Source organism: Mesorhizobium sp. YIM 152430, assembly GCF_029210365.1.
GTDB lineage: Bacteria > Pseudomonadota > Alphaproteobacteria > Rhizobiales > Rhizobiaceae > Aliihoeflea.
Map to the genome: position 1 here is coordinate 306,060 of NZ_JARGES010000027.1, position 22,817 is coordinate 328,876.

Here is a 22,817-nt window from a genome sequence, read left to right on the forward strand (position 1 = left end):
CATGCCGAAATACGAGACCACGCGGCGGGTTCGCCATAGCCCCGAGCAGATGTTCGCGCTCGTCGCCGATGTCGAGAAATACCCTCAGTTCTTGCCGATGTGCGAGGCCTTGTCGGTGCGCTCGAAGAAGGAACGCCACGGCCTGACGATGCTGATCGCCGATATGACCGTCGGCTACAAGGCACTGCGCGAGACCTTCACCAGCAATGTCGTCCTGAAGCCCGCCGAGAGCGTCATCGACGTCTCCTATGTCGACGGTCCGTTCCGCTATCTCGACAATCGCTGGCATTTCGAGGCCATGGAAGGTGGCGGCACGGCGGTTCATTTCTTCATCGACTACGAGTTCAAGAGCCGAATCCTCGGCGCGATGATGGGCGCGATGTTCGACCGTGCCTTCCGCATGTTCGCCGAAGCCTTCGAAAAGCGTGCCGACGAAATCTACGCGAGCCCTTCAGCTTAGCGCGGAAATTCCCATCACCAGCGCGGTGCGGGCGGTCTCGGACCGGATATGGTCGCGGCCGCCATCTTCGAACTGGCGCTTTTGGACGCGCGTGGGGTGCCCCTTGCGAGCGATCGCGAACCAGACGAGCCCGACCGGCTTTTCCGCGCTGCCGCCATCCGGCCCGGCAATGCCGGTGACCGCGAGCGAAATGCCCGCGCGCGATTTCTTCAGCGCACCTTCTGCCATCTCGCGCGCCGTCTCGGCCGACACCGCGCCATGCGCTTCGAGCGTTTCCGCCTTCACGCCCAGCATCTTCTGCTTGGCCTCGTTGGAATAGGTGACGAAGCCGCAATCGATCATCGACGAGGCGCCGGGGATGTCGGTCAGGAGCGCGATGATCTGCCCGCCGGTACACGATTCGGCCGTGGCGGCCAGCACGCCCTGGCGTTTGCAGGCGTCGAGAAAGTCCTGGGCGAGTTCGGGCAGCACACTCATCATTCTGGCAGCACTCCTGGATAGGCAACGGTCGCGGTGGCGATGGCGGCGATGCCTTCGCCCCGGCCGACGAAACCGAGTCTCTCGTTCGTCGTCGCCTTGATCGAGACCCGGTCAGGCGAAATCTTCAGCATGGCGACGAGCGCATCCGTCATTGACTGTCTAAATGGACCAATCCGCGGCGCTTCGCAAATCAAGGTGATGTCGGCATTGGCAATCCGGCCCTTTCGCGCGCGAACGATCCGCGCCGCCTCTTCGACGAAGATGTGCGAAGCCGCGCCCTTCCATTGCGGATCGGACGGCGGAAAGTGCGTGCCGATATCGCCGGCGCCGCAGGTGGCCAAAAGCGCGTCGGTCAGGGCATGGAGGCCGACATCGGCGTCCGAATGACCCGACAGCTTCCTGTCGTGCGGAATCGCGACACCGCACAGGACGACAGCGTCGCCCGGCTCGAAGGAGTGGACGTCATAGCCATTGCCGGTGCGAATGTCTGGAAACATCGTCGCGTCAATCCTCAGTTTCTGGTCGGCATTGGCGATGTCGCGCGCCCAGGTCAGTTTGACATTGTCGGGCGAGCCTTCGACGAGACGCACGGGAATGCCGGCCCATTCGGCAATTGCTGCATCATCGGTGAAGTCGTCTCGTCCCTCGGCCGCGGCTCGGGCATGGGCGGCATGGAAGGCCGGCAAGGGAAAGCCCTGCGGAGTCTGCGCCCCGAAGAGCCCCGCGCGTGAAACCGTGCGCGCGACAAGACCGTCCGGGCCGGTTTCCTTCAGCGTATCGGAAACGGTGAGCGCGGGGAGACAACCCGCTTGCGCATCGATTCCGCCGATGACCCGCGAAATCATCGCCGCATCGACAAACGGCCGTACGCCGTCATGAACGAGAACCGCATCGGCCGCATCTTCGTCGAGCGCCTGCAATGCGTTCCATGTCGAAGCCTGCCGCGTCGCCCCGCCCGTCACGACGAGCACGCGCTCTCCAAACTCGCCGGCGGCCTCCTGATACAGGTTTTTGTCGTCGGCGTGGATCGCGACAACGACCGTTCCGACCTGTGGATGCGCCACAAATGTCGCGATCGTATGCCCAAGGACCGCCTTGCCGCCGATGCGCCGATACTGCTTCGGGCCTTCATGCGGATCACCTGCGCGCTCGCCCCGCCCTGCGGCGACGATGATGGCTGCGATTTTCGGCTTGGTCATGCTGGTCTCCGACTTGCCGAGCACACATATCAGCGCCTTGCAGAAATGCCAGACCGTGCGAATGCGGCAGTTGCCGTCACGCGCAAAAATGGCTATCAGATAAGCAAGAATAAATGCCTGCCGGGTTTTTGTGCATGACCGATTTTGACCTCTTGGCAAGACCACTGACGATCGGCACCGTCACGGTCCCGAACAGGGTGTTCCTGGCGCCGTTGTCAGGCGTCACGGACGAGCCGATGCGCCGCCGCGCACTCCGGCACGGTGCGGGCATGGTCGTCTCCGAAATGGTCGCAAGCGGCGAACTCGCGCGCGGCCGTGCCGAGTCGGAACGCCGCATCCGCCGTCCCGATGTCGAGACACACGTCGTCCAACTGGCCGGGCGCGATGCGCATTGGATGGCCGAGGGTGCGCGCATCGCGACAGGCGAGGGCGCCGACATCATCGACATCAACATGGGCTGCCCGGCCAAGAAGGTCACCGGCGGCTATTGCGGCTCGGCGCTGATGCGCGAGCCCGATCATGCGCTGTCGTTGATCGAAGCCGTCGTCGACGCGGTCGACGTGCCGGTGACGGTCAAGATGCGGCTTGGATGGGATTCCGAAAGCCTCAACGCGCCCGCCATCGCCGCGCGCGCGGTCGCCGCCGGCGTATGCATGATCACCGTCCACGGTCGCACGCGTGAGCAGTTCTACAAAGGCAAAGCGGACTGGGAGGCGATCCGCGCCGTCAAGGACGCGATTTCGGTACCGCTCGTCGTCAATGGCGACATCGCCGATGCTGCGACCGCAAGGTGTGCGCTCATGCTGTCCGGCGCCGATGCCGTCATGGTCGGCCGCGGCCATTATGGCGCGCCGTGGGCGGGCGCCCGGATCGTCGAGGCCTCCGGCGGCTCGCCCGTCCACGCTATTCCCGGCGAGTCGGAACTCGTCGACTACGTGGTCGCCCATTACGAGGACATGCTGACGCTTTATGGCACGGGACAGGGCCTGCGCCATGCGCGCAAGCATCTCGGCTGGTATCTCGACCGCCACGCGCCGCACACCGATCCTTCCATGAGAACCGCCATCATGACCGGCCTCGATCCGCGCGCTGTCATATCGAGCCTGCGCGAGGCGTTCGCCGCCCCGTCACTTGCAGCCGCCGCATGAGCCAGCCCGCACTCAACTCCGCTCTGTTGATCCTCAACGCGATCCGCCATCCGGTCATCATGGTCGATTCGGAAAGCCGCATCGTTTTCGCCAATGCCGACGCGGAGGACTTTTTCCGTTCGAGCGCTTCGCTGCTCTCGCGCGATCCGATCGAGCGTTTCGTGCCCTTCGGCAGCCCGCTCATCACCCTGATCAACCAGGTCCGCGAGCGGCGCGCGCCCTTCAACGAATATCGCGTCGACATCTCCTCGCCGCGCCTCGGAACCGATCGGCTGGTCGACCTCCATGCCTCGCCGATCGCCGAGATTCCCGGCGCGGTGGTCGTCATGTTCCAGGAACGCTCGATGGCCGACAAGATCGACCGCCAGATGACCCATCGCGGCGCGGCGCGCTCTGTAACGGGGCTCGCCGCCATGCTGGCGCATGAGATCAAGAACCCGCTTTCGGGCATTCGCGGCGCCGCGCAATTGCTGGAAACCGCAGTCGGCGACGAGGACCGGGCGCTCACTCGACTGATCCAGGACGAAACCGACCGCATCGTCTCGCTGGTCGACCGCATGGAAATCTTCTCGGACGAACGACCGATCGACCGTCATCCGGTCAACATCCATGTCGTGCTCGACCATGTGAAGGCGATCGCGCGCAACGGATTTGCCAGCCGCATCAAGATCGTCGAGGACTACGATCCGTCGCTGCCGCCCGTCTTTGCCAATCGTGACCAGTTGATCCAGGTCTTCCTAAATCTGGTGAAAAACGCCGCCGAAGCCATTGGAAACGAACCGTCAGGTGAAATCACGCTCTCGACCGCATTTCGCCCGGGTATGAGGATCGCCGTTCCCGGAACGCGGGAACGTATCTCCCTGCCGCTCGAATTTTGCGTTCACGACAATGGCCCCGGTGTCTCGGAAGACATCCGCCCGATCCTCTTCGATCCTTTCATCTCCACCAAGCAGAACGGATCGGGCCTTGGCCTTGCACTCGTCGCCAAGATCGTCGGCGAGCATGGCGGCGTCATCGAATGCGATTCGACAGGCCGCGGCACGACCTTCCGCATCTTGATGCCGACCTGGAGGGAGCCACGGGGCGGCGCAACGCGCGATTATCAGGAGCAGACAGCATGACCGTTCGCGGCAACATTCTTGTCGCCGACGACGATGCGGCGATCCGCACCGTCCTCAACCAGGCCCTGTCCCGCGTCGGGCATGAGGTCCGCGTCACGTCGAATGCGTCGACGCTCTGGCGCTGGATCGCGGCTGGCGAAGGCGACCTCGTCATCACCGACGTCGTGATGCCGGACGAAAACGCCTTCGACATGCTGCCGCGCATCAAGAAGGCGCGGCCGGACCTGCCGGTCGTCGTTATGAGCGCGCAGAACACGTTCATGACCGCGATCCGTGCCTCGGAAACCGGCGCCTATGAATATCTGCCGAAACCGTTCGACCTGACCGAACTTCTGCAAATCGTCACCCGCGCCTTGTCTGAGCCAAAACGCGTCAAGAGCGAGGTGCGCAGCGAGGAGCAGCCCGAATCGATGCCGCTCGTCGGCAGGTCCGCTGCGATGCAGGACATCTACCGAATGCTCGCCCGAATGATGCAGACCGACCTGACGGTCATGATCTCGGGCGAATCGGGCACCGGCAAGGAACTGGTCGCCCGCGCGCTTCACGAATATGGTCGCCGCCGCAACGGCCCCTTCGTGGCGATCAACATGGCCGCGATCCCGCGTGATCTGATCGAATCGGAACTGTTCGGCCACGAGAAGGGCGCCTTCACCGGCGCGCAGAACCGCTCGTCGGGACGGTTCGAGCAGGCCGAAGGCGGCACACTCTTCCTCGACGAGATCGGCGACATGCCGATGGAGGCGCAGACGCGCCTTCTGCGCGTGCTCCAGCAGGGCGAATACACGACGGTCGGCGGTCGCACGCCGATCCGGACCGACGTGCGCATCGTCGCGGCGACCAACAAGGATCTGCGCACGCTCATCAATCAGGGGCTCTTCCGCGAGGATCTGTTCTACCGGCTGAACGTGGTGCCTTTGCGCCTGCCGCCGCTGCGCGAACGTTCGGAGGACGTGCCGGACCTCGTCCGCCACTTCTTCAAGCAGGCCGAAAGCGAGGGGCTTTCGACCAAGCGCATCGCGCCCGCCGGCATCGAACTGATGAAGCGTTACCCCTGGCCGGGCAACGTGCGCGAACTGGAAAACCTCGTCCGCCGCCTTTCGGCCCTTTATCCGCAGGACGACATCGCCGCCGAGATTATCGAATCCGAGCTCCAGACCGCGCAGGCCAATGACGGAACGGCGGCGGGCCCGAATGGCGATCAACTGACCATCTCGCAGGCCGTCGAGCTTCATTTGCAGCGCTACTTCTCCAGCTTCGGAACCGAATTGCCGCCGCCGGGCCTCTATCATCGCATCCTGACCGAGGTCGAATATCCGCTTGTCCTGGCCTCGATGACGGCGACGCGCGGCAATCAGATCAAGGCGGCCGAACTCCTCGGCCTCAACCGCAACACGCTGCGCAAGAAGATCCGTGAGCTTGGCGTCAATGTCTATCGCGGCGCCAAGGGACAAAACGGCGGATAGCCTTCTGTCATTGCCAAAAATGTTGCACAATGGCCACAATGCGATGCATAGACTCGTCGCTTGCCGGGCACATTGAGCACGATGACGATAGAAACCACCGCACCCGAGGGCGCATTGCTGGGAACCGAAGGCCGCGCCGTCGAAGGGCGCAGGCTTGGCCTCATGCCGGGAATCGTCGCGGTCGTCTGCGCGCTTGTTGCGGCGGGGGTTTCCTTTGCCATTCTGCTCGGCCTGACGCCGGTCGCGCCCAACGCGTCGAACACGCTGATCCTGATAAGCGTCAATACCGGCTTCATTCTTCTGCTGCTCGGGCTGATCGGCTACGAGATCACGCGCATCTATCAGGCCCGCCGGCGCGGCAAGGCGGCGTCCCGGCTCCACGTCCGCATCGTCGCGATGTTCTCGCTGGTCGCCGCGATCCCTGCGATCCTCGTTGCCATCGTCGCCTCGGTGACGCTCGATCTCGGGCTGGACCGATGGTTCGAACTGCGCACCCGCGCGATCGTGTCGTCCTCGCTTTCGATCGCCGAAGCCTATGTGCAGGAGAATTCGCGCAGCCTTCAGGGCACGACGCTGTCGATGGCCTTCGATCTCGACCAGGCGCGTTCGCTCTACAGCCTCGACCGGACCGGCTTTCGCCAGTTGATGAGCAATCATGTCCGCGGCCGCGCGCTCGCCCATGCCGCGTTGGTCCGCTCGGACGGCTCGCTGATCATCGAGGCCGAGACACCGGCCGGCATTCCGATGCCCGATGCGCCGCCCGAAGCGTTGCGCGCGGCTGCCGATGGCCAGCCGGTGCTGATCGAGCCGCGCTTCCGCAATGTCGTCGGTGCAATCATCCGCCTGCAACAGATCGACGACGCCTATCTGTTCACGGTGCGCGAACTCGACCCGGAAGTGATCCGCGCGCGCCAGATCGTTCGCGCCAACACCGACGAATATCGCGGCCTCGAACAGAACCGGATGACGACGCAACTCGCCTTCGCCATCCTCTATCTCGGCGTGACGCTGATCGTGGTTCTGGCCGCGATCTGGACGGGCATCGCGGTGGCCGACCGGATCGTGCGGCCGATCCGGCAACTGATCGGCGCGGCGGACGAAGTGGCGAGCGGCAATCTCGACGTCTCGGTGCCTGTCAAGCAGACGGATGGCGATGTCGGCGCGCTTGGCCTGACGTTCAACGAGATGATCCGCCAGTTGAAGACACAGCGCAATCAGCTCGTTCGCGCCAAGGATGTGATGGACGAGCGTCGGCGTTTTTCCGAAGCTGTGCTGTCAGGCGTTTCGGCCGGCGTCATCGGCGTCGGGCCAAAAGGCGAGATCGCGATCGTCAATCGCTCCGTCGAAAAGATGCTGTCGGTGACGTCGAAATCGCTCGTCGGCCAGCGTCTCCTCGACGTCCTGCCGCAGATTGGCGCAGTCCTCGAAAAGGGACGCGAGCTCGACCGGCCCGTCTATCGCGAACAGGTCGCTTTCTTCCGCAACGGGGCGGAGCGAACCTTCAACGTTCAGGTCACGACCGAGCGCAGTTCGGCGCGCGGTGGCGGGCGGTCCTACGTCGTCACGGTCGACGACATCACCGATCTCGTCCAGGCCCAGCGATCGTCGGCCTGGGCGGACGTCGCCCGCCGCATCGCCCACGAAATCAAGAATCCGCTGACGCCGATCCAGCTTTCCGCCGAGCGCATCCGCCGCCGCTACGGCAAGGTCATCACCGAGGACCGCGAGGTCTTCGATCAATGCACCGAGACGATCATCCGCCAGGTTGGAGATATCGGCCGCATGGTGGACGAGTTCTCGTCCTTCGCGCGGATGCCCAAACCCGATATGCAGGACGTCGATCTGCGCGAGCCGCTTCGCGAGGCGTCCTTCCTCATCGAGGTCAGCCGGGCGGATATCGAGTTCAAGCGCGATTTCGGACCCGACGCGCTGATGGGCCGTTTCGACAGCCGCCTGCTGGCGCAGGCATTCGGCAACATCGTCAAGAACGCTTCCGAGGCGATCGAGCAGGTGTCGGATCGGCCCGGCGCGATCTTGGTGCGCGCCCGCCGCGCGGGTGCGAGTGCCGTCGTCGAGGTGCTCGACAATGGCAAGGGTCTGCCGAAGGAGAATCGCCAAAGGCTGCTCGAGCCCTACATGACCACGCGGGAGAAGGGCACGGGCCTTGGCCTTGCGATCGTCAAGAAGATCGTCGAGGACCACGGTGGCACGCTGCAACTCCTCGACGCGCCCGCCAGTTTCCATGGCGGCGTCGGCGCCCTCGTGCGGATGGTATTTCCCCTCGGGGAGAAACAAGAGGCGGCGGCATCGACCGCCCCCGAGACTGAAGAGGTGACAGATGGCGTCTGATATTCTGATTGTCGACGACGAGGAGGATATCCGCGAACTCGTGTCCGGCATCCTGTCCGACGAAGGTCACGAAACGCGGACCGCATTCGACAGCGACAGCGCGCTCGCCTCGATCGCCGACCGCGCGCCGCGCCTGGTCTTCCTCGACATCTGGCTGCAAGGTTCCAAGATGGACGGGCTGGAACTGCTCGACGCCATCAAGACCATGCACCCCGAATTGCCGGTGGTGATGATTTCCGGCCACGGCACGATCGAGACCGCCGTCTCGGCGATCCGAAAGGGCGCCTATGACTTCATCGAAAAGCCGTTCAAGGCCGACCGGCTGGTGCTGATCGCCGAACGGGCGCTCGAAACCTCCAAGCTGCGCCGCGAGGTCTCGGACCTGAAGAAGCGTTCGGGCGACAGCTTCGATCTCATCGGCACGTCCAGCGCGATGGCGCAGCTTCGCCAGACCATCGACCGCGTCTCGCCCACCAACAGCCGCATCATGATCATCGGCCCGTCCGGCTCCGGCAAGGAACTGGTCGCGCGCGCGATTCACGCGGCCTCGGCGCGCAAGAGCGCGCCCTTCGTCGCCGTCAACTCCGCGGCGATCACGCCCGAGCGCATGGAGATCGAACTTTTCGGCACCGAGGCCAACGGCGCCGAGCGCAAGGTCGGCGCGCTGGAACAGGCGCATGGCGGCATCCTCTATCTCGACGAGGTCGCCGACATGCCGCGCGAGACGCAGGCAAAGATCCTGCGCGTGCTCGTCGACCAGCAGTTCGAGCGCGTCGGCGGCACCAAGCGCGTCAAGGTCGACGTGCGCATCATCTCGTCGACGGCCTACAATCTGGAGGATCTGATCGCGCAGGGCCGGTTCCGCCAGGACCTCTACCACCGTCTCGCCGTCGTTCCGGTCATGGTTCCGCCATTGGCCGAGCGGCGCGACGACATCCCGTTTCTCGTCGATCATTTCATGCGCCAGACGGCGCAGCAGGCCGGTATCCGAATGCGGCGCATCGGCAATGATGCCATGGCCGTTCTCCAGGCGCATAACTGGCCCGGCAACCTGCGTCAGTTGAAGAACAATATCGAGCGGCTGATGATCCTCTCGCGCGACGGCGAGGACGACAAGCCGATCACGGCCGATCTTCTGCCGTCCGAGATCGGCGACGTGATGCCGCGCACGCCGACCCAGTCCGACCAGCACATCATGGCCCTTCCATTGCGCGAGGCTCGCGAACTGTTTGAAAAGGAATATCTGCTGGCGCAGATCAATCGTTTCGGCGGAAACATTTCGCGCACGGCCGAATTCATCGGCATGGAGCGTTCGGCGCTTCATCGAAAATTGAAGTCTCTCGGCGTTTGATGCGGGTCTGAGCCTGGGCTAGAAGGGGCGGATCTAAATGACGGGACCGGACTTCATATGCGCGTAATCATCTGCGGGGCGGGGCAGGTCGGCTACGGCATCGCCGAACGCCTGTCGGCCGAGCACAACGACGTGTCGGTCATCGACACCTCGGCGGAACTGATCCAGTCCGTGCGCGACAATCTCGATGCGCGCGGGTTCGTCGGGCACGGCTCACACCCCGACATGCTGGCGGCGGCCGGTGCCGAGGAAGCCGACATGATCATCGCCGTGACCTTGTATGACGAGGTCAACATGACCGCGTGCCAGGTCGCCCATTCGCTTTTCAACGTGCCGACCAAGATCGCCCGCATCCGGGCCCAGTCCTATCTCCAGCCGCACTATATGGACCTGTTCTCGCGCGAGCATCTGCCCATCGACGTGATCATTTCCCCCGAGCTGGAAGTCGGGGAAATGGTGTTGCGCCGCATCGCGCTGCCGGGGGCGACCGACGTCGTGCGTTTTGCGGACAACAAGATCGCCATGGTCGCGATCGAGTGCATGGAAGACTGCCCGGTCATCAACACGCCGCTGTCGCAACTGACCGATCTCTTTCCAGATCTGCCGTCGACCGTGGTCGGCGTTTCGCGCGAAGGGCGGCTCTTCATTCCGCATTCGGCCGATCAACTGGTCGCCGGCGACCTTGCCTATGTCGTCACGACCAAGGACCAGGTTCGGCGCACGCTCAGTCTGTTCGGTCACGATGAGCAGGAGGCGACCCGCATCGTCATCGCCGGCGGCGGCAATATCGGTCTCTACGTCGCCCGCACCATCGAGCTTCGCCAGAGCCGCACCAAGGTCAAGATCATCGAGGCTTCCCGCCGCCGCGCCGTCGCGATCGCAGATGAATTGCGCCGCACGGTCGTTCTCAACGGCAGCGCTCTCGACCAGAAGCTCTTGCAGGAGGCCGATATTGCCGAAGCCGACCTGATGGTCGCGGTCACCAATGACGATCAGGTCAACATCCTGTCCTCGGTGCTGGCCAAGCAACTCGGCTGTAAGTCAAATCTCGTCCTCATCAACAACCCGACCTATCACGACTTCACCGACATGCTCGGCATCGACGCGCATGTGAACCCGCGCACGGTCACGATCTCGCGCGTCTTGCAGCATGTGCGGCGCGGCCGCATCCGCGCGGTTCACTCGGTCCAGCGCGGCGCTGCCGAGATCATCGAGGCCGAGGCGCTGGAAACCTCGCCCTTGGTGGGGCCGGAGCTGCGCGAACTGGAACTGCCGGACGGAATGCGCCTTGGCGCCATCTACCGCAATGGCGAAGTGCTGAAGCCTTCTGGCACAATGCGTATCAAGCCGAAGGACCGTATCGTCATGTTCGCCATGGCCAAGGCCGTGAAACAGGTCGAACAGCTCTTCCGGGTCAGTCTCGAATTCTTCTAGGAAAAGTCGATGCCGAAAATCGCCTATGTCAACGGTCGCTACCTGCCGCATCGCGACGCCGCCGTCCATGTCGAGGATCGCGGCTACCAGTTCGCCGACGGCGTCTACGAGGTCTGCGAGGTCGCGCGCGGCTACATCATCGACATGACGCCGCATCTCGACCGGCTCGACCGCTCGCTGCGTGAGTTGAAGATCGGTTGGCCGATGTCGCGCTCGGCGCTTCAGACGATCATGCGCGAGGTCGTTTCGCGCAACGGCGTCGTCAACGGCCTCGTCTATCTTCAGGTGACGCGCGGCGTAGCACCCCGCGACCATGTCTTTCCCGCCGCGCACACGCGCCCGTCTCTCGTCGTCACCGCCAAGAAGGCGAGTCCGCAGGCCGCCGCCAGGCGAGCCGAGACCGGCATCAAGGTCATCACCGTTCCGGAAAACCGGTGGGAGCGCGTCGACATCAAGTCCGTCGGCCTCCTTCCCAACGTGCTTGCGCGCCAGAAGGCGAAGGAAGCGGGCGCCCAGGAAGCCTGGTTCGTCGATCCCGACGGCACGGTCAAGGAAGGCGCCGCCACCAATGTCTGGATCGTGACGAAGGACGGCAAGCTGAAGACGAGGCCGGCCGAATCCGGCATTCTCAAGGGGATCACGCGATCCACGGTGATGCGCGTGGCCGAGACGCTCGGGCTCGAAGTCGAAGAGCGAGGATTCACCGTCGATGAGGCGAAAGGCGCCCGCGAAGCCTTCATCACGGCGGCGACCACTCTCGTCATGCCGGTGGTCGAAATCGACGGCCAACCGGTCGCCAACGGGCATCCGGGCTCCATCACACTTTCGCTGCGCAGGGCCTTTTTTGACGTTGCGGAGAAAAGTGCGGCCTGATAACCACTTGACGGGGCCGGGATCTTCAAGTCGACGGGCTTTTCAGGCCGGTTGTGCGTTCGAAAAGAGCCGATTATCTTGGCACTTGAGCACTTTCGCATTCAGGTGTGCAGAGCCTGGATGCGTGGTTGTTCAGCCATCAATAACGATATGCTTCAGCGCATCGGCGAAAGAAAAAAACAATGGCGGAACGTACGCAAAACCTCCAGGACCTGTTCCTCAACTCCGTACGCAAGAGCAAGAATCCCCTCACGATCTTCCTGATCAACGGCGTCAAGCTGACGGGTGTCGTGACCTCCTTCGACAATTTCTGCGTGCTGCTGCGCCGCGACGGGCATTCGCAGCTCGTCTACAAGCACGCCATCTCGACCATCATGCCGAGCCAGCCCGTGCAGATGTTCGAGGGCGAAGAAAACGGCCGGGACGGCTGATTGAACGCACCTGACACCGAGGGGCGCAAGCCGCGCCGCGCACACGGTCCCGTCGATGACGGAACGATGGCGCCGCCGACGCGCGCCGTCGTCATCGTGCCCGTTCTCACCAGGGCGCCGCGCGGGCAGGAAGACGAGCGCGTCTCCGCCGCTCTGATGCAGCGCAGTCCCGAGGCGCGGCTCGAAGAGGCCGTGGGCCTCGCGCTGGCCATCGAACTCGAAATCGCCGACCGCCAGATCGTGACGATCGCCGACCCGAAACCCGCCACCCTGATCGGGAGCGGCAAGGTCGATGAGATCGGCGAGGCGGTCAAGACGCATGAGGCCGACCTCGTCGTCGTCGATCATCCGCTGACGCCGGTGCAGCAGCGCAATCTCGAAAAGGCGTGGAACGCCAAGGTGCTCGACCGCACCGGCATCATCCTTGAGATCTTCGGTCGCCGCGCACGCACCAAGGAAGGCGTGTTGCAGGTCGATCTGGCGCATCTCAACTACCAGCGCGGCCGGCTCGTTCGCTCCTGGACCCACCTCGAGCGCCAGCGCGGCGGCGCCGGTTTCCTCGGCGGCCCCGGCGAAACGCAGATCGAGGCCGATCGGCGGATGCTTCAGGAGAAGATCACCAGGCTGAAGCGCGAACTCGAAACCGTTCGGCGCACGCGCGACCTGCACCGCGCAAAACGCCGCAAGGTGCCGTATCCGATCGTTGCCATCGTCGGATACACGAATGCCGGCAAGTCGACGCTTTTCAACCGCCTGACGGGCTCCGAAGTGCTGGCCGAGGACATGCTTTTCGCCACGCTCGATCCGACATTGCGCCGCGTGCGCCTGCCGCATGGCAGCGTCGTCATCCTCTCCGATACGGTCGGCTTCATTTCGGATCTGCCGACGCATCTCGTCGCCGCCTTCCGCGCGACGCTGGAAGAGGTGGTCGAGGCCGATCTCGTCCTTCACGTGCGCGACATTTCGGACCTCGACACCGCCGCGCAGGCCGCCGATGTCGCGCGCATCCTCTCCGATCTGGGCGTCGAGGCCGGCGACAGCCGCCATGTGCTCGAAGTCTGGAACAAGATCGACCTGCTCGACGATCAGGCGCGCCAGAACCTGCCGCGCGAACAGGTCGACGAAGGCCCGATCCTGATTTCGGCGATCACGGGCGAAGGGGTCGACCATCTGCTCGATGTGGTGGAGGCGCGGATTTCCGGCTCCCTCGACGAGGCGCAGTTCACCTTCGGCCCGCAGGATGGACCGGCCATCGACTGGGTCTACCGCAATGGAGCGGTGATTGCCCGCGAGGATCGCGAGGACGGCTCGGTCGCGCTCAAGGTCCGCGCGCCATCGGCCGTCATCAGCGAGATCGCCAAGCGCCGGAAATCAGCGGAAAAGTAGAATCAGGCGCGCTTTGCCGCCTGCCAGTGACCTTCCATCTCGTCGAGACTCGCCTCATTGAGACTGCTTCCATTGGCGCTCAGCGCGCGCTCGACATGGTGGAAGCGCTTGCAGAACTTGTCGTTGGTCCCGCGCAGCGCTTCCTCTGCATCGATGCCGAGATGCCGGCCGAGATTGACCAGCGCGAACAGCACGTCGCCGAATTCGTCCTTGATCGCCGCCGTCTCGCCCGCATCGAGCGCGCCTCGCAACTCGTCGACCTCCTCGGAAATCTTGTCTAGTATCGGCCCCGGCTCCTTCCAGTCGAAGCCGACCTTCGCCGCGCGCTGCTGCAATTTCAGCGCCCGCGTCAGCGCGGCGTGGCCGACAGGCACGTCGTCGAGATAGCCGTGTTCGGCGACCGTGATGCCGCGCGCTTCGCGTTCCGCCTTCTTCTCCGCACGTTCCTCCGCCTTGATTTTCTCCCACATGCCCTTGGCCAGCTTCGCGCCACGAACGGCGTCCGGACCGAAGACATGCGGATGGCGGCGTATCATCTTCTTCGTGATTGCCTCGACGACATCGCCGAACGCGAACGCGCCCTGTTCCTCGGCCATCCGCGAATGGAACACGACCTGAAGCAACAGGTCGCCCAGTTCATCACGCAGGTCGGCCAGGTCGCCGCGTTCGATCGCGTCGGACACCTCATAGGCTTCCTCGATCGTATAGGGCGCGATCGACGCGAAATCCTGTTCGATGTCCCACGGACAGCCCGTCTGCGGGTCGCGCAGCGCGGTCATGATTTCGATCAGGCGGGAAATGTCGCGGGAGGGCTGCATATCGGGTATGTCTCCAGAAGACGCCTTGATAGCGCAGTCGCGGCACATGAAAAAGGCCGCAGTCGCGCTCGGCGGCTGCGGCCTTGCTTCCGTTTGCGGTGCCCTATTTCAGGCGGCCGCTCGCATGGGCAAGCATGGTGTAGACCTTGCCGGTATCCGATGTCAGATAGGTCTGCGACATCATGTTGTCGCGGTCGTTCTTGGCCACATCCGAAAGCAGCTTCTCGAAGTCCTGGCAGTATCGATCGACCGCACCGCGGAACTCGCCATCGTTCTGATACTTGCGGCGGATGTCGTCGAAGGTCTGCTGGCCCTTCAGCGTGTAGAGGCGGCGCGTGAAGACGTTGCGCTCGCCCTTGCGGTAGCGGTCCCAAAGTTCGACCGATGCCTCATGGTCGATCGCCCGCGCGATGTCGACGGACAGCGAGTTGAGCGATTCGACCATCTGCAACGGCGAGCGCTGCGGCTGGACCGGCTTCGGTGCGGGCGCTTCGTCCTTGGATGCACCGCGCAAGAGCGCTCCGACCCAGCTTCCACCGGCCTGTTCCTGCACCGGCTCCGCCAGCGAGCCGCGCAACTGGGTCGCGGCTTGCGGGGCCGGAACGGGCGCAGCAGGCCGCGCGGCCGGCGGTGCCTGCCGCTCGATTCGTGCCGGCGACACGTCGAAGGAGCGGCCCGATTTCGAGACGATGTCGGACAGTTCCTTCAGCGCCTTGATCTGCTCGGATACCGCCTTGCGCATGGCGCTCGTCGATTCCTTCGTCTCCTCGGGCAACTGCATCACGCCCTTTTTCAGTTCCGCGCGCGTCTGGTCGAGTTCGGTGCGGATCGTGCCGGCGGTCTTGCGGATTTCGTCGGTCGCGTCGGCAAAGCGCTTGGTGGCGCTTTCGACGACTTCCGAGATCGCATTTCGCATCTGTTCCGTCGAAACCTTGGTGCGGCCTTCCGCGCCTTCCAGCGCCTTGCCGACGACGCCTTCGAACGAGCGCATGACGCGTTCGATCTCTTCCGACTTCTTGACGAGGCCGGAGGCCAGCGTTTCGAGGGCGGTCTGCCGGTCGTCGAGCGTGGTCGCAAGGGTCGACTGGGCCGAGTTCAGCAACTCGCGCGCATTGGTCAGCATCTTGCCGTGATCCTCGAAGCGCGCGGCGATGCCGGCAACGTCGCGCAGAGTCGTGGAGGACAGTTCCGACAGCTTGCCCGCCTGCGCCTCGATGATCCGCGCAGACGAAGCGAAGGACCGCGCGGCCTTTTCGGTCGTCTCGGCAAACTGCTCCGTCGTGCCGGCGAGCTTTTCGTCGACGCCGCCAAGATTGGCCGATGCCGTTTCGACGAGTTCGCCGAGCCGCGCATTGGAGGCCGAAAGCCGACCGAGAAGGCCGTCTACGCCGCGCGTCAGATCGCCCTGCGCCCGTTCGACGGCCGAAAGCGTCTCGCTCGTCTTGGCGTCGAGCGCCGATACGAGGGCGCTGTTGCCGGACTGGAGCCGTTCGGCTGCGGCCTGCGTGATCTCTTCGAGATTGCGCTGGAGGTCGGTGCTGCTTTCGGTGAAGCGGTCGACCAGCGGCCGCGCCGTCTCGTCGAGGATCCGGGCGATCTCGGAGGAGCGCGCCGAAAGCATCGCGTTGAGCTGGCGGGTCTTCTCGTCCAGCTTGCCGGAAGCGCCTTCGGTGCTCTCGTCGATGTGGCGGTTCATCGCGGCGAAGGTCTCGGCGATCGTATTGGCGCGTTCGACGAGTTCGGATTCGACGCGCGCAACCTGTTCAGCCAGGCGATCGCCGACATTGGCCGCGCCATGTGTCAGGCGTTCCTCGGCAGAGGCGACCTGGTTTTCGATGCGCGACGTCAGGAGACTGGTGCGATCGGCAAGCGCCTGATCGGCTGCGGCAAGTGCTTCGGCGATCGCCGCGGCACGGGCGTCGAGTTCTGCCGAAGTCTGGTGCGTGCGCGCCATGATTCGCTGTTCGGCCATATCGAAGGTGCGGGCAAGTTCATTCGCGCGCTCTTGCAGGCGCTCGTCCGAACCGTCGAGCACACTCGCGATCTCGCCGGCGCGCGCCGACAATGCGGCCTGTGTCTCGTCAAGGCGAACCACGATCCGGCGATCAGCGTCGGCAAAGACGTTCGACAGGTCACTGGCGCGCGATGCGAGCGTATTCGCCGCCGCATCGGTGCGCGAGAGGAGGGCGCTGCCGGCCTCGTCGAAGCGGCCGACCACGTCGTCCGCGCGTCCTTCGAGGGCGCGGGCGGCATCTTCGGTCCGATTGGCCAGAGATTGCCCGACTTCGTCGAAGCGGGACACGACCTCGTCGGCACGCGAGAGCAGGCTGACGCGGATTTCATCGGCCTTGCCGGCAAGATCGCGGTCGGCGTCCTCGACGATCCGGGCGAAGTCGCCGGCGCGTTGCGAAAGCGAATGAGCCGCGTCCTCGACGCGCGCGGAAAGGCTGCGTTCGGCCGTCTCGAAGGCGGCAACCACTTCGAAGGACTTGGCGCCGAGAGCCTCGGCGCGTTGTTCGGCGCGGGCGGCCAGCGTTTCATCGGCCTCGGCGAAACGGTCGACCATCTCGGCTGCGCGCGCGAAGAGCGTCTGCGTGCGTTCGTCGAAGCGACCCGCAAGCACGCGATCCGCATCCTCGAGGCGGACAGCAATCTCGTCGGCCTTGGCACCGAGCGCCTCTGCCGTTTTCTGGACGCGATCGGCGATCTTCTGATCGACGTCGATGAAGGCCTGGCCGGCCTGTTCGCCCATGGCCGCGGTCGCTTCGAGAACCTTGTCGCGCAGCGAACCGGCAACGACCACGGCGCTGCTTTCGAGAGCGCTGCGGACATTGTCGACGCCGATCTTCAAGGCGCGTTCCATCGTGTGGGTGCGTTCCTCGATCACACCGGTCTGGCGACCGAACGCATCCTCGATCCGGCCGATGTCACTGGTAACCGAATCGGTGATCAGCGCGCGTCGTTCTCCCAGCGCTTCGATGTGGCGGGCAAATGTGTCCTCGACCTTGTTCATGTCGCTATTGATCGCCGCCGCAAGTTCGTTCTGCTTTTCGGCGAACAGGGCGATCTGGCGGAGGAACGTCTCGTCGATCCGTCCCATGTCGGCGTTGATTGCGCCCGTCAGTTCCTCCTGACGCGTGGCAAGCGTCGCGATATGGCGCGCGAACGCTTCCTCGACCTGCCGTGCATCGCCTGCAATGGCGTTCGACAGTTCCGACTGGCGGTCGCCGAGCTGTCGGGCGAGCTGACCGAACAATTCGCCGAAACGCTCGGCGCCGCGATGCACCGCGTTCTCCATCTCCGATTGACGCTGGGAAATCGCCTCGACCTGCCGCGCGAAAGCCTCGTCGATCCGAGCGACGTCGCCCTCGACACGGGTGCCGAACTCGCTCTGGCGGGCGGTGAGAGTGTCGAACTGGCGGTCGAATGCGGAAGAAAAGCGTTCCATATCGGCGTCGATCGCGGCGGAAAGGCCCGACTGGCGCTCGGCCAGACGTGTGATCTGCCGGTCGAACGCCTCGTCGATCCGCGAGACGTCGTTGCTTATTGCGGCTTGCAATTCGCCCTGGCGTGCACCGAGCGTCTCGATGCCCCGCAGGATCAGATCGTCCATGCGTTCCGCATCGGCCGCAATCGCCGCCGACAGATCGGCCTGGCGTTCCGCCATGCGGTCGATCTGGTTGGCGAAAGCGTCCTCGACGCGGGCCGTGCCGGAAGCGAGTGCGGTCGTCAGATCGGATTCGCGCTCCGCGATCGTGCGGACATGCTGCGAGACGGCATCGTCGAGCCCGCGACGCGTCGCGTCGAGAAGATCCATATCGTCCTTCAGCGCGACGGCAAGGCGCTCACGGCCTTCCGTGAGGCTCGAAATCTGCCGATCGATAGCCTCATCCATGCTGCGCTGGGTGTCGGCGAGGCGCACGATGTCGTCATTGAGCGCATTCGCCAGCAGCGACCGGCCTTCGGCCATGCGCTCGACATGGCTGGTGATGGCATCGTCCATTGCCTGGCGCGTCTCCGCAAGGCGCTCGAGATCGTCGTCGAGCGCAGCGCTGATCAGGTTGCGGCTTTCGCCGAGCTTGACCGAGAAGTCGGCTGTCCGCGCCTCGAGCATGGAGGAGGTCGAGGTGACGAGGTCGGAAAGGTCGGCCTCGATGCGCGCCTTGGTCTCGTCGAGCAGAACATTGACCTCCTGCTTGCCGTTGGTGAAGGTCTGCGCGATCTCCTTGGTGCGCTCGATCAGTGTGTCGTTGATCTGCTTGGCGCGCGCTTCGAGCGCGGCGTTGAGCTTTTCCGTACCGGTGTCGAGCGCCTGGGCGCGCGTTTCGAATTGGGAGAGCAGCGACTGGCCGCGTTCCTCGAGCGTCCGCTCGATGTCGCGCAGCCGCGTATCGAACTCGTCCGAGAGCGAGCGGGTCGAACTGCCCAGAAGCGAAATCATTCCGGTCGTGCGATCATCCAGCATCTGCGACAGCGAGCGGGTCGCGTGGTCGGTCGCATCCGTCAGCGAAGCGATTCGCGTATCCAGCAGGTTCGCCATCGCGTCGCCCGACGTCGATATGCGATCCGAGATCGCGCCGATGCGCAGATCGAGCGCATCGTTGAACGCCGTTCCGCTGTGATTCATGCGCTCGATCAGCGATGCGCCGCTGTCGGCGATCGTGCCGGAAAGCTGGCCGGAAACATCGACGATGTTCTTGCGAATGACATCGCTTGCCGCCGACAATTCGTCCTTGAGCGTTTCATGCGCGCCGGCGATCGAGGCGCGGACGCGCTCGGCATGGCTGACGACCGCTTCACGCTCGCTGCCGAGACCGTCGACCAGCGCCCGGATACGGGTCTCGTTCTCCGAATACGCCCGTTCAAGCTCGTTGACTTCGATGTGGACGAGGGTTTCCAGTTCGACCGCACGGGCAAGCGTGCGCTCGATTCCTTCACCCATGGCCTGCACCTCGCGGCGCACGGCTTGGCCGACCATCATGACCCGATCCGTGGCGATATGCTCGGGTTCGGCAAGGCGGAAGGCGACTTCCGTCATGGATTGCGCGGCATGGCGCATTTCCTGCGCGCGGCGGATCATCACCGCGAAACCCCAGAACAGGATGACCGGCACGATGATTCCGAGTGCAAGGCCAATCGCATAGGGCGCGGCGATCAGATCTGCGAGCGAACCGATCTGCCAGATCTGCGGCGAAAAGAGGAGGTGGCCGACGACAAGGCCGGATGCGGCCCAGACGACCGAGAGCAGCGCGACGACCCAGTAGACGGTCCTCGGCACTGGCTTTGAAATGTTCTGGACGAAGCTCTTATAGTCTTTCTGGCGATCGTCATTGGCGGCGGCGAAGGCGGAGGGCCGGGCCGACGCCTGCGCTTCGACGGGCTGAAGGTCGGCGATCCGTGTCGGCCCGTCATTGGCGGCTTTTGCGAGGACGGGTGCTGCGGCCGCGGCAGTCGCTTCGGCAGGTGCGGAGCCATCGCCATCCGTTTCGGCCTCGCGATTCTCCATTGCGAGTTCTTCGGCCGCCCGGGAAATCTGCGCCTCGAAATCCTCCATCGACGCGGCGATATCGAGGTTCTCTTCCTGTGGCGCCTCGGCCTCGTCGTCGTCCATGACGAGCTCGATATCGAGAGCGTCTTCGAGCTCCTTTTCGATATCGGTGTCGAGTTCTTTGTTCGTCGCCGGTTTCGTCGCCATGCCGCTCTACCCTGTACGATCGCAGCGGGTCACCGTATTCGGCTTGAAACCACCCGCCAGTTGAGGCCCAATTTGCCCGTTTCGTATCGTATCGGGACAGGCGCGGTATGGGAACTCGCAATTCCGGCCATGTGTAAAACTTTAAACATAAGGTTAATGGCGCTCAACGCAGATGAAAGATTCCTTGGCAGTTTGCTGCCAATGCGCCCGCCCGCGTTAACCGACCATCCATATGGCGCATACACGATCCCGGAATGACACAGATGAACGATTCGCGGACAGACCTGATCGACGGGCGGCATCTTGACCGTCAGACCATGGGCGATCCACGTCTTGCCGCCGAACTTCTGGGGATGTTCGTCGTGCAGCTCGATGCGGCCTTGCGCGAACTCGCCGATGCCGGGCCGCAAAGGCGGATCGCGATCGCCCATGCCCTCAAGGGGACGGCGCGCTCGCTCGGCATCCCGGCGGTGGCCGATTGTGCCGTTGCGCTCGAATCGCCTCTGGCAGACCGGACGATCGTGGACCGCCTCTCACGCATCACTGCCTTGCTGAGGGAAGAGGTCGGGCGGCGGGAGTCGCATCCGGGTTGACACCCGGTTTCCAGCCATTATGTCATCGCCGCAACGTGCGCCGGCCCCGCGCCGACAATGAACGCGCCACTTTTCGACAGGTTTTTCAATGACCAGGCTTACCTTTGTCGCCTTTGACGGCACGCGCTTCGACGTTGAGGCCGAAAACGGCTCGACCGTGATGGAAAATGCGATCAAGGCGGGCGTGCCGGGCATCGAGGCCGAATGCGGCGGCGCGTGCGCCTGCGCGACGTGTCATGTCTATGTCGACGAGGAATGGTCCCCGGCTGTTGGTGAGCCGCAGGCGATGGAAGAGGACATGCTCGACTTTGCCTATGACGTGCGTCCGACCTCGCGCCTGTCGTGCCAGATCCGGGTCGCCGACGCGCTGGACGGGCTCACCGTTCACGTTCCCGAACGTCAGGGCTGACGCCCGTCCTCGATCTTTTCGAGGCGGTATTCCAGAAGCCGCAGCATCCGGCTTTCGAAATTGATGCTTTCGACATTGTCGTAACGCGCCTGTTCGGCGTCGTGTTCGGCGAGCAGGCGCTTGCTGATCCCTTCCGCCGCTGCCGCAGCCTCCTGGCACGATGACGCGTGGCGCACTCCGAGCAGCGCTTCTTCCATGCGCTGCGCATAGGTTCGGGCAATCACGATATGTCCTTCCTCGTGGCGCCTGATGTCGGCCGAAAGCGTGTCCCACATCAAGGCGGTATCGATCTGCGCGCCGCGTCGGTTGCGCCATCGCGGCAGGTGGACTTCGGCCGAAATACGCACATCGGCCTCGCTCACGCTGCATCGACGGCCGTCTTCCTGGTAGCCGATGCGCGTCTTGAACTCCATGCGCGTGGCGCCGGGATGCCGATTGCCGGTCGATCCGAGAAGGGGTCCACGCCGCTGCAACTCGGTCTCGATCTCGCTCAGCGTCTGACCGCCTATGGAAAAATAGCTGTAGGAGCGCGACACCGAAGCTGCGTCGGCGACGAGGGTCGTCGCAAGAATGGCGATTCCGCCCGCCAGCATGTGCTTCATGATCGTCTCCTTGGCCCATTCATGCGGCCCGCGCCTGCATGAGGCAACGTTCGACGCGCAAAATTCGCATCACGATTGCACGCAAAGCTGAAGAATTGCTGCGCAAGGCGCGAAAACCGTTGATCTTGAGCGGTGCGTCGTTCCATAGCGACGCCATGTCGATCGATCCCTTCGCCAAACACGTCTGGCCGCTGGCTCATGGCCGCACGCTCGCACTCGGTCCGCGCGCGGTTCTCATGGGCATCCTCAACGTGACGCCGGACAGTTTTTCAGATGGCGGAAAGTTTGCCGCGCTCGACAGCGCCTTGCGCCAAGCCGAGGAGATGGCGGCCGCCGGCGCCGTCATCATCGATGTCGGCGGCGAATCCACGCGACCGGGCGCCGACCCCGTCTCGTCGGCCGAAGAGCAGGCGCGCGTGCTACCCGTGATCGAGGCGCTGGCCCGGCGCAGCGACATGATCCTGTCGGTCGATACGTATCGGGCAGATACCGCGCGTCTGGCGATTCAGGCCGGAGCTCATATCGTCAACGATGTCTGGGGGCTCCAAAAGGAGCGCGGCCTGGCCGGAATCGCGGCCGAGACCGGCGCCGGTCTCGTCATCATGCATACGGGACGCGAGCGTGAAAAGCTTCCCGATCCGGTCGAAGACCAGTTCCATTTTCTCAACCGCTCGCTTGAAATCGCGGCCGAGGCCGGTGTCCGGCCCGATCAGATTGTCCTCGATCCCGGTTTCGGGTTTGCCAAGGACACCAGTGAAAACATCACCTTGATCGCGCGGTTTGTCGAATTGCGCGAACTTCGCCACCCATGGCTCGTCGGCACGTCGCGCAAGCGCTTTCTCGGCAAGATCACCGGCCGGGAGGCGGCGGAGCGCGGCGTCGGTACGGCGGCAACGAGCGTCGCATTGCGACTTGCGGGCGCCGCCATTTTTCGTGTTCATGATGTCGCGATCAACGCCGACGCGTTAAAGGTCGCCGATGCCATTCTGGCGCGGCGCGCCTGAC

General features: G+C 64.1%; 19 protein-coding genes. 13 read left to right on the forward strand and 6 right to left on the reverse strand.

The genetic code is table 11. The features are described from left to right. Position 1: 1 nt before the first annotated feature. Complete coding sequence (locus PZ895_RS09250; RefSeq protein ID WP_275838726.1) at positions 2 to 460, forward strand: type II toxin-antitoxin system RatA family toxin; 459 nt, start codon at positions 2 to 4, stop codon at positions 458 to 460. On the opposite strand, the gene PZ895_RS09255 is transcribed toward PZ895_RS09250, so the two are convergent. Together PZ895_RS09255 and PZ895_RS09260 are read right to left on the reverse strand one after the other, a co-directional pair. Continuing rightward, complete coding sequence (locus PZ895_RS09255) at positions 452 to 940, reverse strand: CinA family protein (protein WP_275838727.1); 489 nt, start codon at positions 938 to 940, stop codon at positions 452 to 454. The two genes, PZ895_RS09250 and PZ895_RS09255, sit on opposite strands and share 9 nt — an antisense overlap. After that, the gene (locus tag PZ895_RS09260) at positions 937 to 2,139 is read right to left on the reverse strand and encodes a bifunctional 2-C-methyl-D-erythritol 4-phosphate cytidylyltransferase/2-C-methyl-D-erythritol 2,4-cyclodiphosphate synthase (protein ID WP_275838728.1); all 1,203 of its coding nucleotides are present in this window, start codon (positions 2,137 to 2,139) and stop codon (positions 937 to 939) included. Before PZ895_RS09260 ends, PZ895_RS09255 begins: the two co-directional genes overlap by 4 nt. A gap of 134 nt (positions 2,140 to 2,273) precedes the next feature. Between PZ895_RS09260 and dusB the strand changes: the two genes are divergently transcribed. The 9 genes from dusB to hflX all read left to right on the forward strand — a co-directional run bounded on the left by dusB (position 2,274) and on the right by hflX (position 13,695). Next, positions 2,274 to 3,287: a tRNA dihydrouridine synthase DusB gene (dusB, locus tag PZ895_RS09265; RefSeq protein WP_275838729.1), complete on the forward strand. Its 1,014-nt coding sequence runs from the start codon at positions 2,274 to 2,276 to the stop codon at positions 3,285 to 3,287. Beyond that, positions 3,284 to 4,408, forward strand: a complete 1,125-nt coding sequence (locus tag PZ895_RS09270; RefSeq protein WP_275838730.1) for a nitrogen regulation protein NR(II) — start codon at positions 3,284 to 3,286, stop codon at positions 4,406 to 4,408. Before dusB ends, PZ895_RS09270 begins: the two co-directional genes overlap by 4 nt. Beyond that, positions 4,405 to 5,871, forward strand: a complete 1,467-nt coding sequence (gene ntrC / locus PZ895_RS09275; protein ID WP_275838731.1) for a nitrogen regulation protein NR(I) — start codon at positions 4,405 to 4,407, stop codon at positions 5,869 to 5,871. The genes PZ895_RS09270 and ntrC overlap by 4 nt, the downstream gene beginning before the upstream one ends. 81 nt (positions 5,872 to 5,952) lie before the next feature. After that, positions 5,953 to 8,220 carry a PAS domain-containing sensor histidine kinase gene (locus PZ895_RS09280; protein WP_275838732.1) on the forward strand — a complete coding sequence of 756 codons (2,268 nt, stop codon included), beginning with the start codon at positions 5,953 to 5,955 and terminating at the stop codon, positions 8,218 to 8,220. Beyond that, entirely contained in the window at positions 8,210 to 9,571 is a 1,362-nt protein-coding gene (locus PZ895_RS09285) for a sigma-54 dependent transcriptional regulator (protein WP_275838733.1), read from the forward strand. Before PZ895_RS09280 ends, PZ895_RS09285 begins: the two co-directional genes overlap by 11 nt. 57 nt (positions 9,572 to 9,628) lie before the next feature. Further along, positions 9,629 to 11,005, forward strand: coding sequence for a Trk system potassium transporter TrkA (trkA, locus tag PZ895_RS09290; RefSeq protein WP_275838734.1), 1,377 nt, complete (start codon positions 9,629 to 9,631; stop codon positions 11,003 to 11,005). Between the two features lie 9 nt (positions 11,006 to 11,014). After that, positions 11,015 to 11,878, forward strand: coding sequence for a D-amino-acid transaminase (locus PZ895_RS09295; RefSeq protein ID WP_275838735.1), 864 nt, complete (start codon positions 11,015 to 11,017; stop codon positions 11,876 to 11,878). Between the two features lie 182 nt (positions 11,879 to 12,060). Continuing rightward, complete coding sequence (gene hfq, locus PZ895_RS09300) at positions 12,061 to 12,309, forward strand: RNA chaperone Hfq (RefSeq protein ID WP_024585735.1); 249 nt, start codon at positions 12,061 to 12,063, stop codon at positions 12,307 to 12,309. A gap of 66 nt (positions 12,310 to 12,375) precedes the next feature. Next, the gene (hflX, locus tag PZ895_RS09305) at positions 12,376 to 13,695 is read left to right on the forward strand and encodes a GTPase HflX (RefSeq protein WP_275838924.1); all 1,320 of its coding nucleotides are present in this window, start codon (positions 12,376 to 12,378) and stop codon (positions 13,693 to 13,695) included. Positions 13,696 to 13,697: 2 nt separating this feature from the next. Here hflX and mazG read toward each other — a convergent pair whose 3' ends face one another. Beyond that, positions 13,698 to 14,513 carry a nucleoside triphosphate pyrophosphohydrolase gene (mazG, locus tag PZ895_RS09310; protein WP_275838736.1) on the reverse strand — a complete coding sequence of 272 codons (816 nt, stop codon included), beginning with the start codon at positions 14,511 to 14,513 and terminating at the stop codon, positions 13,698 to 13,700. Between the two features lie 103 nt (positions 14,514 to 14,616). Beyond that, the gene (locus PZ895_RS09315; protein ID WP_275838737.1) at positions 14,617 to 20,208 is read right to left on the reverse strand and encodes a kinesin; all 5,592 of its coding nucleotides are present in this window, start codon (positions 20,206 to 20,208) and stop codon (positions 14,617 to 14,619) included. Between the two features lie 254 nt (positions 20,209 to 20,462). Here PZ895_RS09315 and PZ895_RS09320 point away from each other — a divergent pair, with 254 nt between their 5' ends. Both PZ895_RS09320 and PZ895_RS09325 read left to right on the forward strand, forming a co-directional pair. After that, positions 20,463 to 20,801: an Hpt domain-containing protein gene (locus tag PZ895_RS09320; RefSeq protein ID WP_275838738.1), complete on the forward strand. Its 339-nt coding sequence runs from the start codon at positions 20,463 to 20,465 to the stop codon at positions 20,799 to 20,801. 88 nt (positions 20,802 to 20,889) lie between these two features. Beyond that, entirely contained in the window at positions 20,890 to 21,210 is a 321-nt protein-coding gene (locus PZ895_RS09325; RefSeq protein ID WP_275838739.1) for a 2Fe-2S iron-sulfur cluster-binding protein, read from the forward strand. Here the strand turns inward: PZ895_RS09325 and PZ895_RS09330 are convergent. Both PZ895_RS09330 and PZ895_RS09335 read right to left on the reverse strand, forming a co-directional pair. Continuing rightward, positions 21,201 to 21,812 (reverse strand): DUF922 domain-containing protein, encoded by a 612-nt coding sequence (locus PZ895_RS09330; protein WP_275838740.1) that lies wholly within the window; start codon positions 21,810 to 21,812, stop codon positions 21,201 to 21,203. The two genes, PZ895_RS09325 and PZ895_RS09330, sit on opposite strands and share 10 nt — an antisense overlap. A 19-nt stretch (positions 21,813 to 21,831) precedes the next feature. After that, positions 21,832 to 21,969 (reverse strand): hypothetical protein, encoded by a 138-nt coding sequence (locus tag PZ895_RS09335; RefSeq protein ID WP_275838741.1) that lies wholly within the window; start codon positions 21,967 to 21,969, stop codon positions 21,832 to 21,834. Here PZ895_RS09335 and folP point away from each other — a divergent pair. Then, positions 21,968 to 22,816, forward strand: a complete 849-nt coding sequence (folP, locus tag PZ895_RS09340) for a dihydropteroate synthase (protein WP_275838742.1) — start codon at positions 21,968 to 21,970, stop codon at positions 22,814 to 22,816. The genes PZ895_RS09335 and folP overlap by 2 nt on opposite strands. Position 22,817 lies beyond the last annotated feature (1 nt).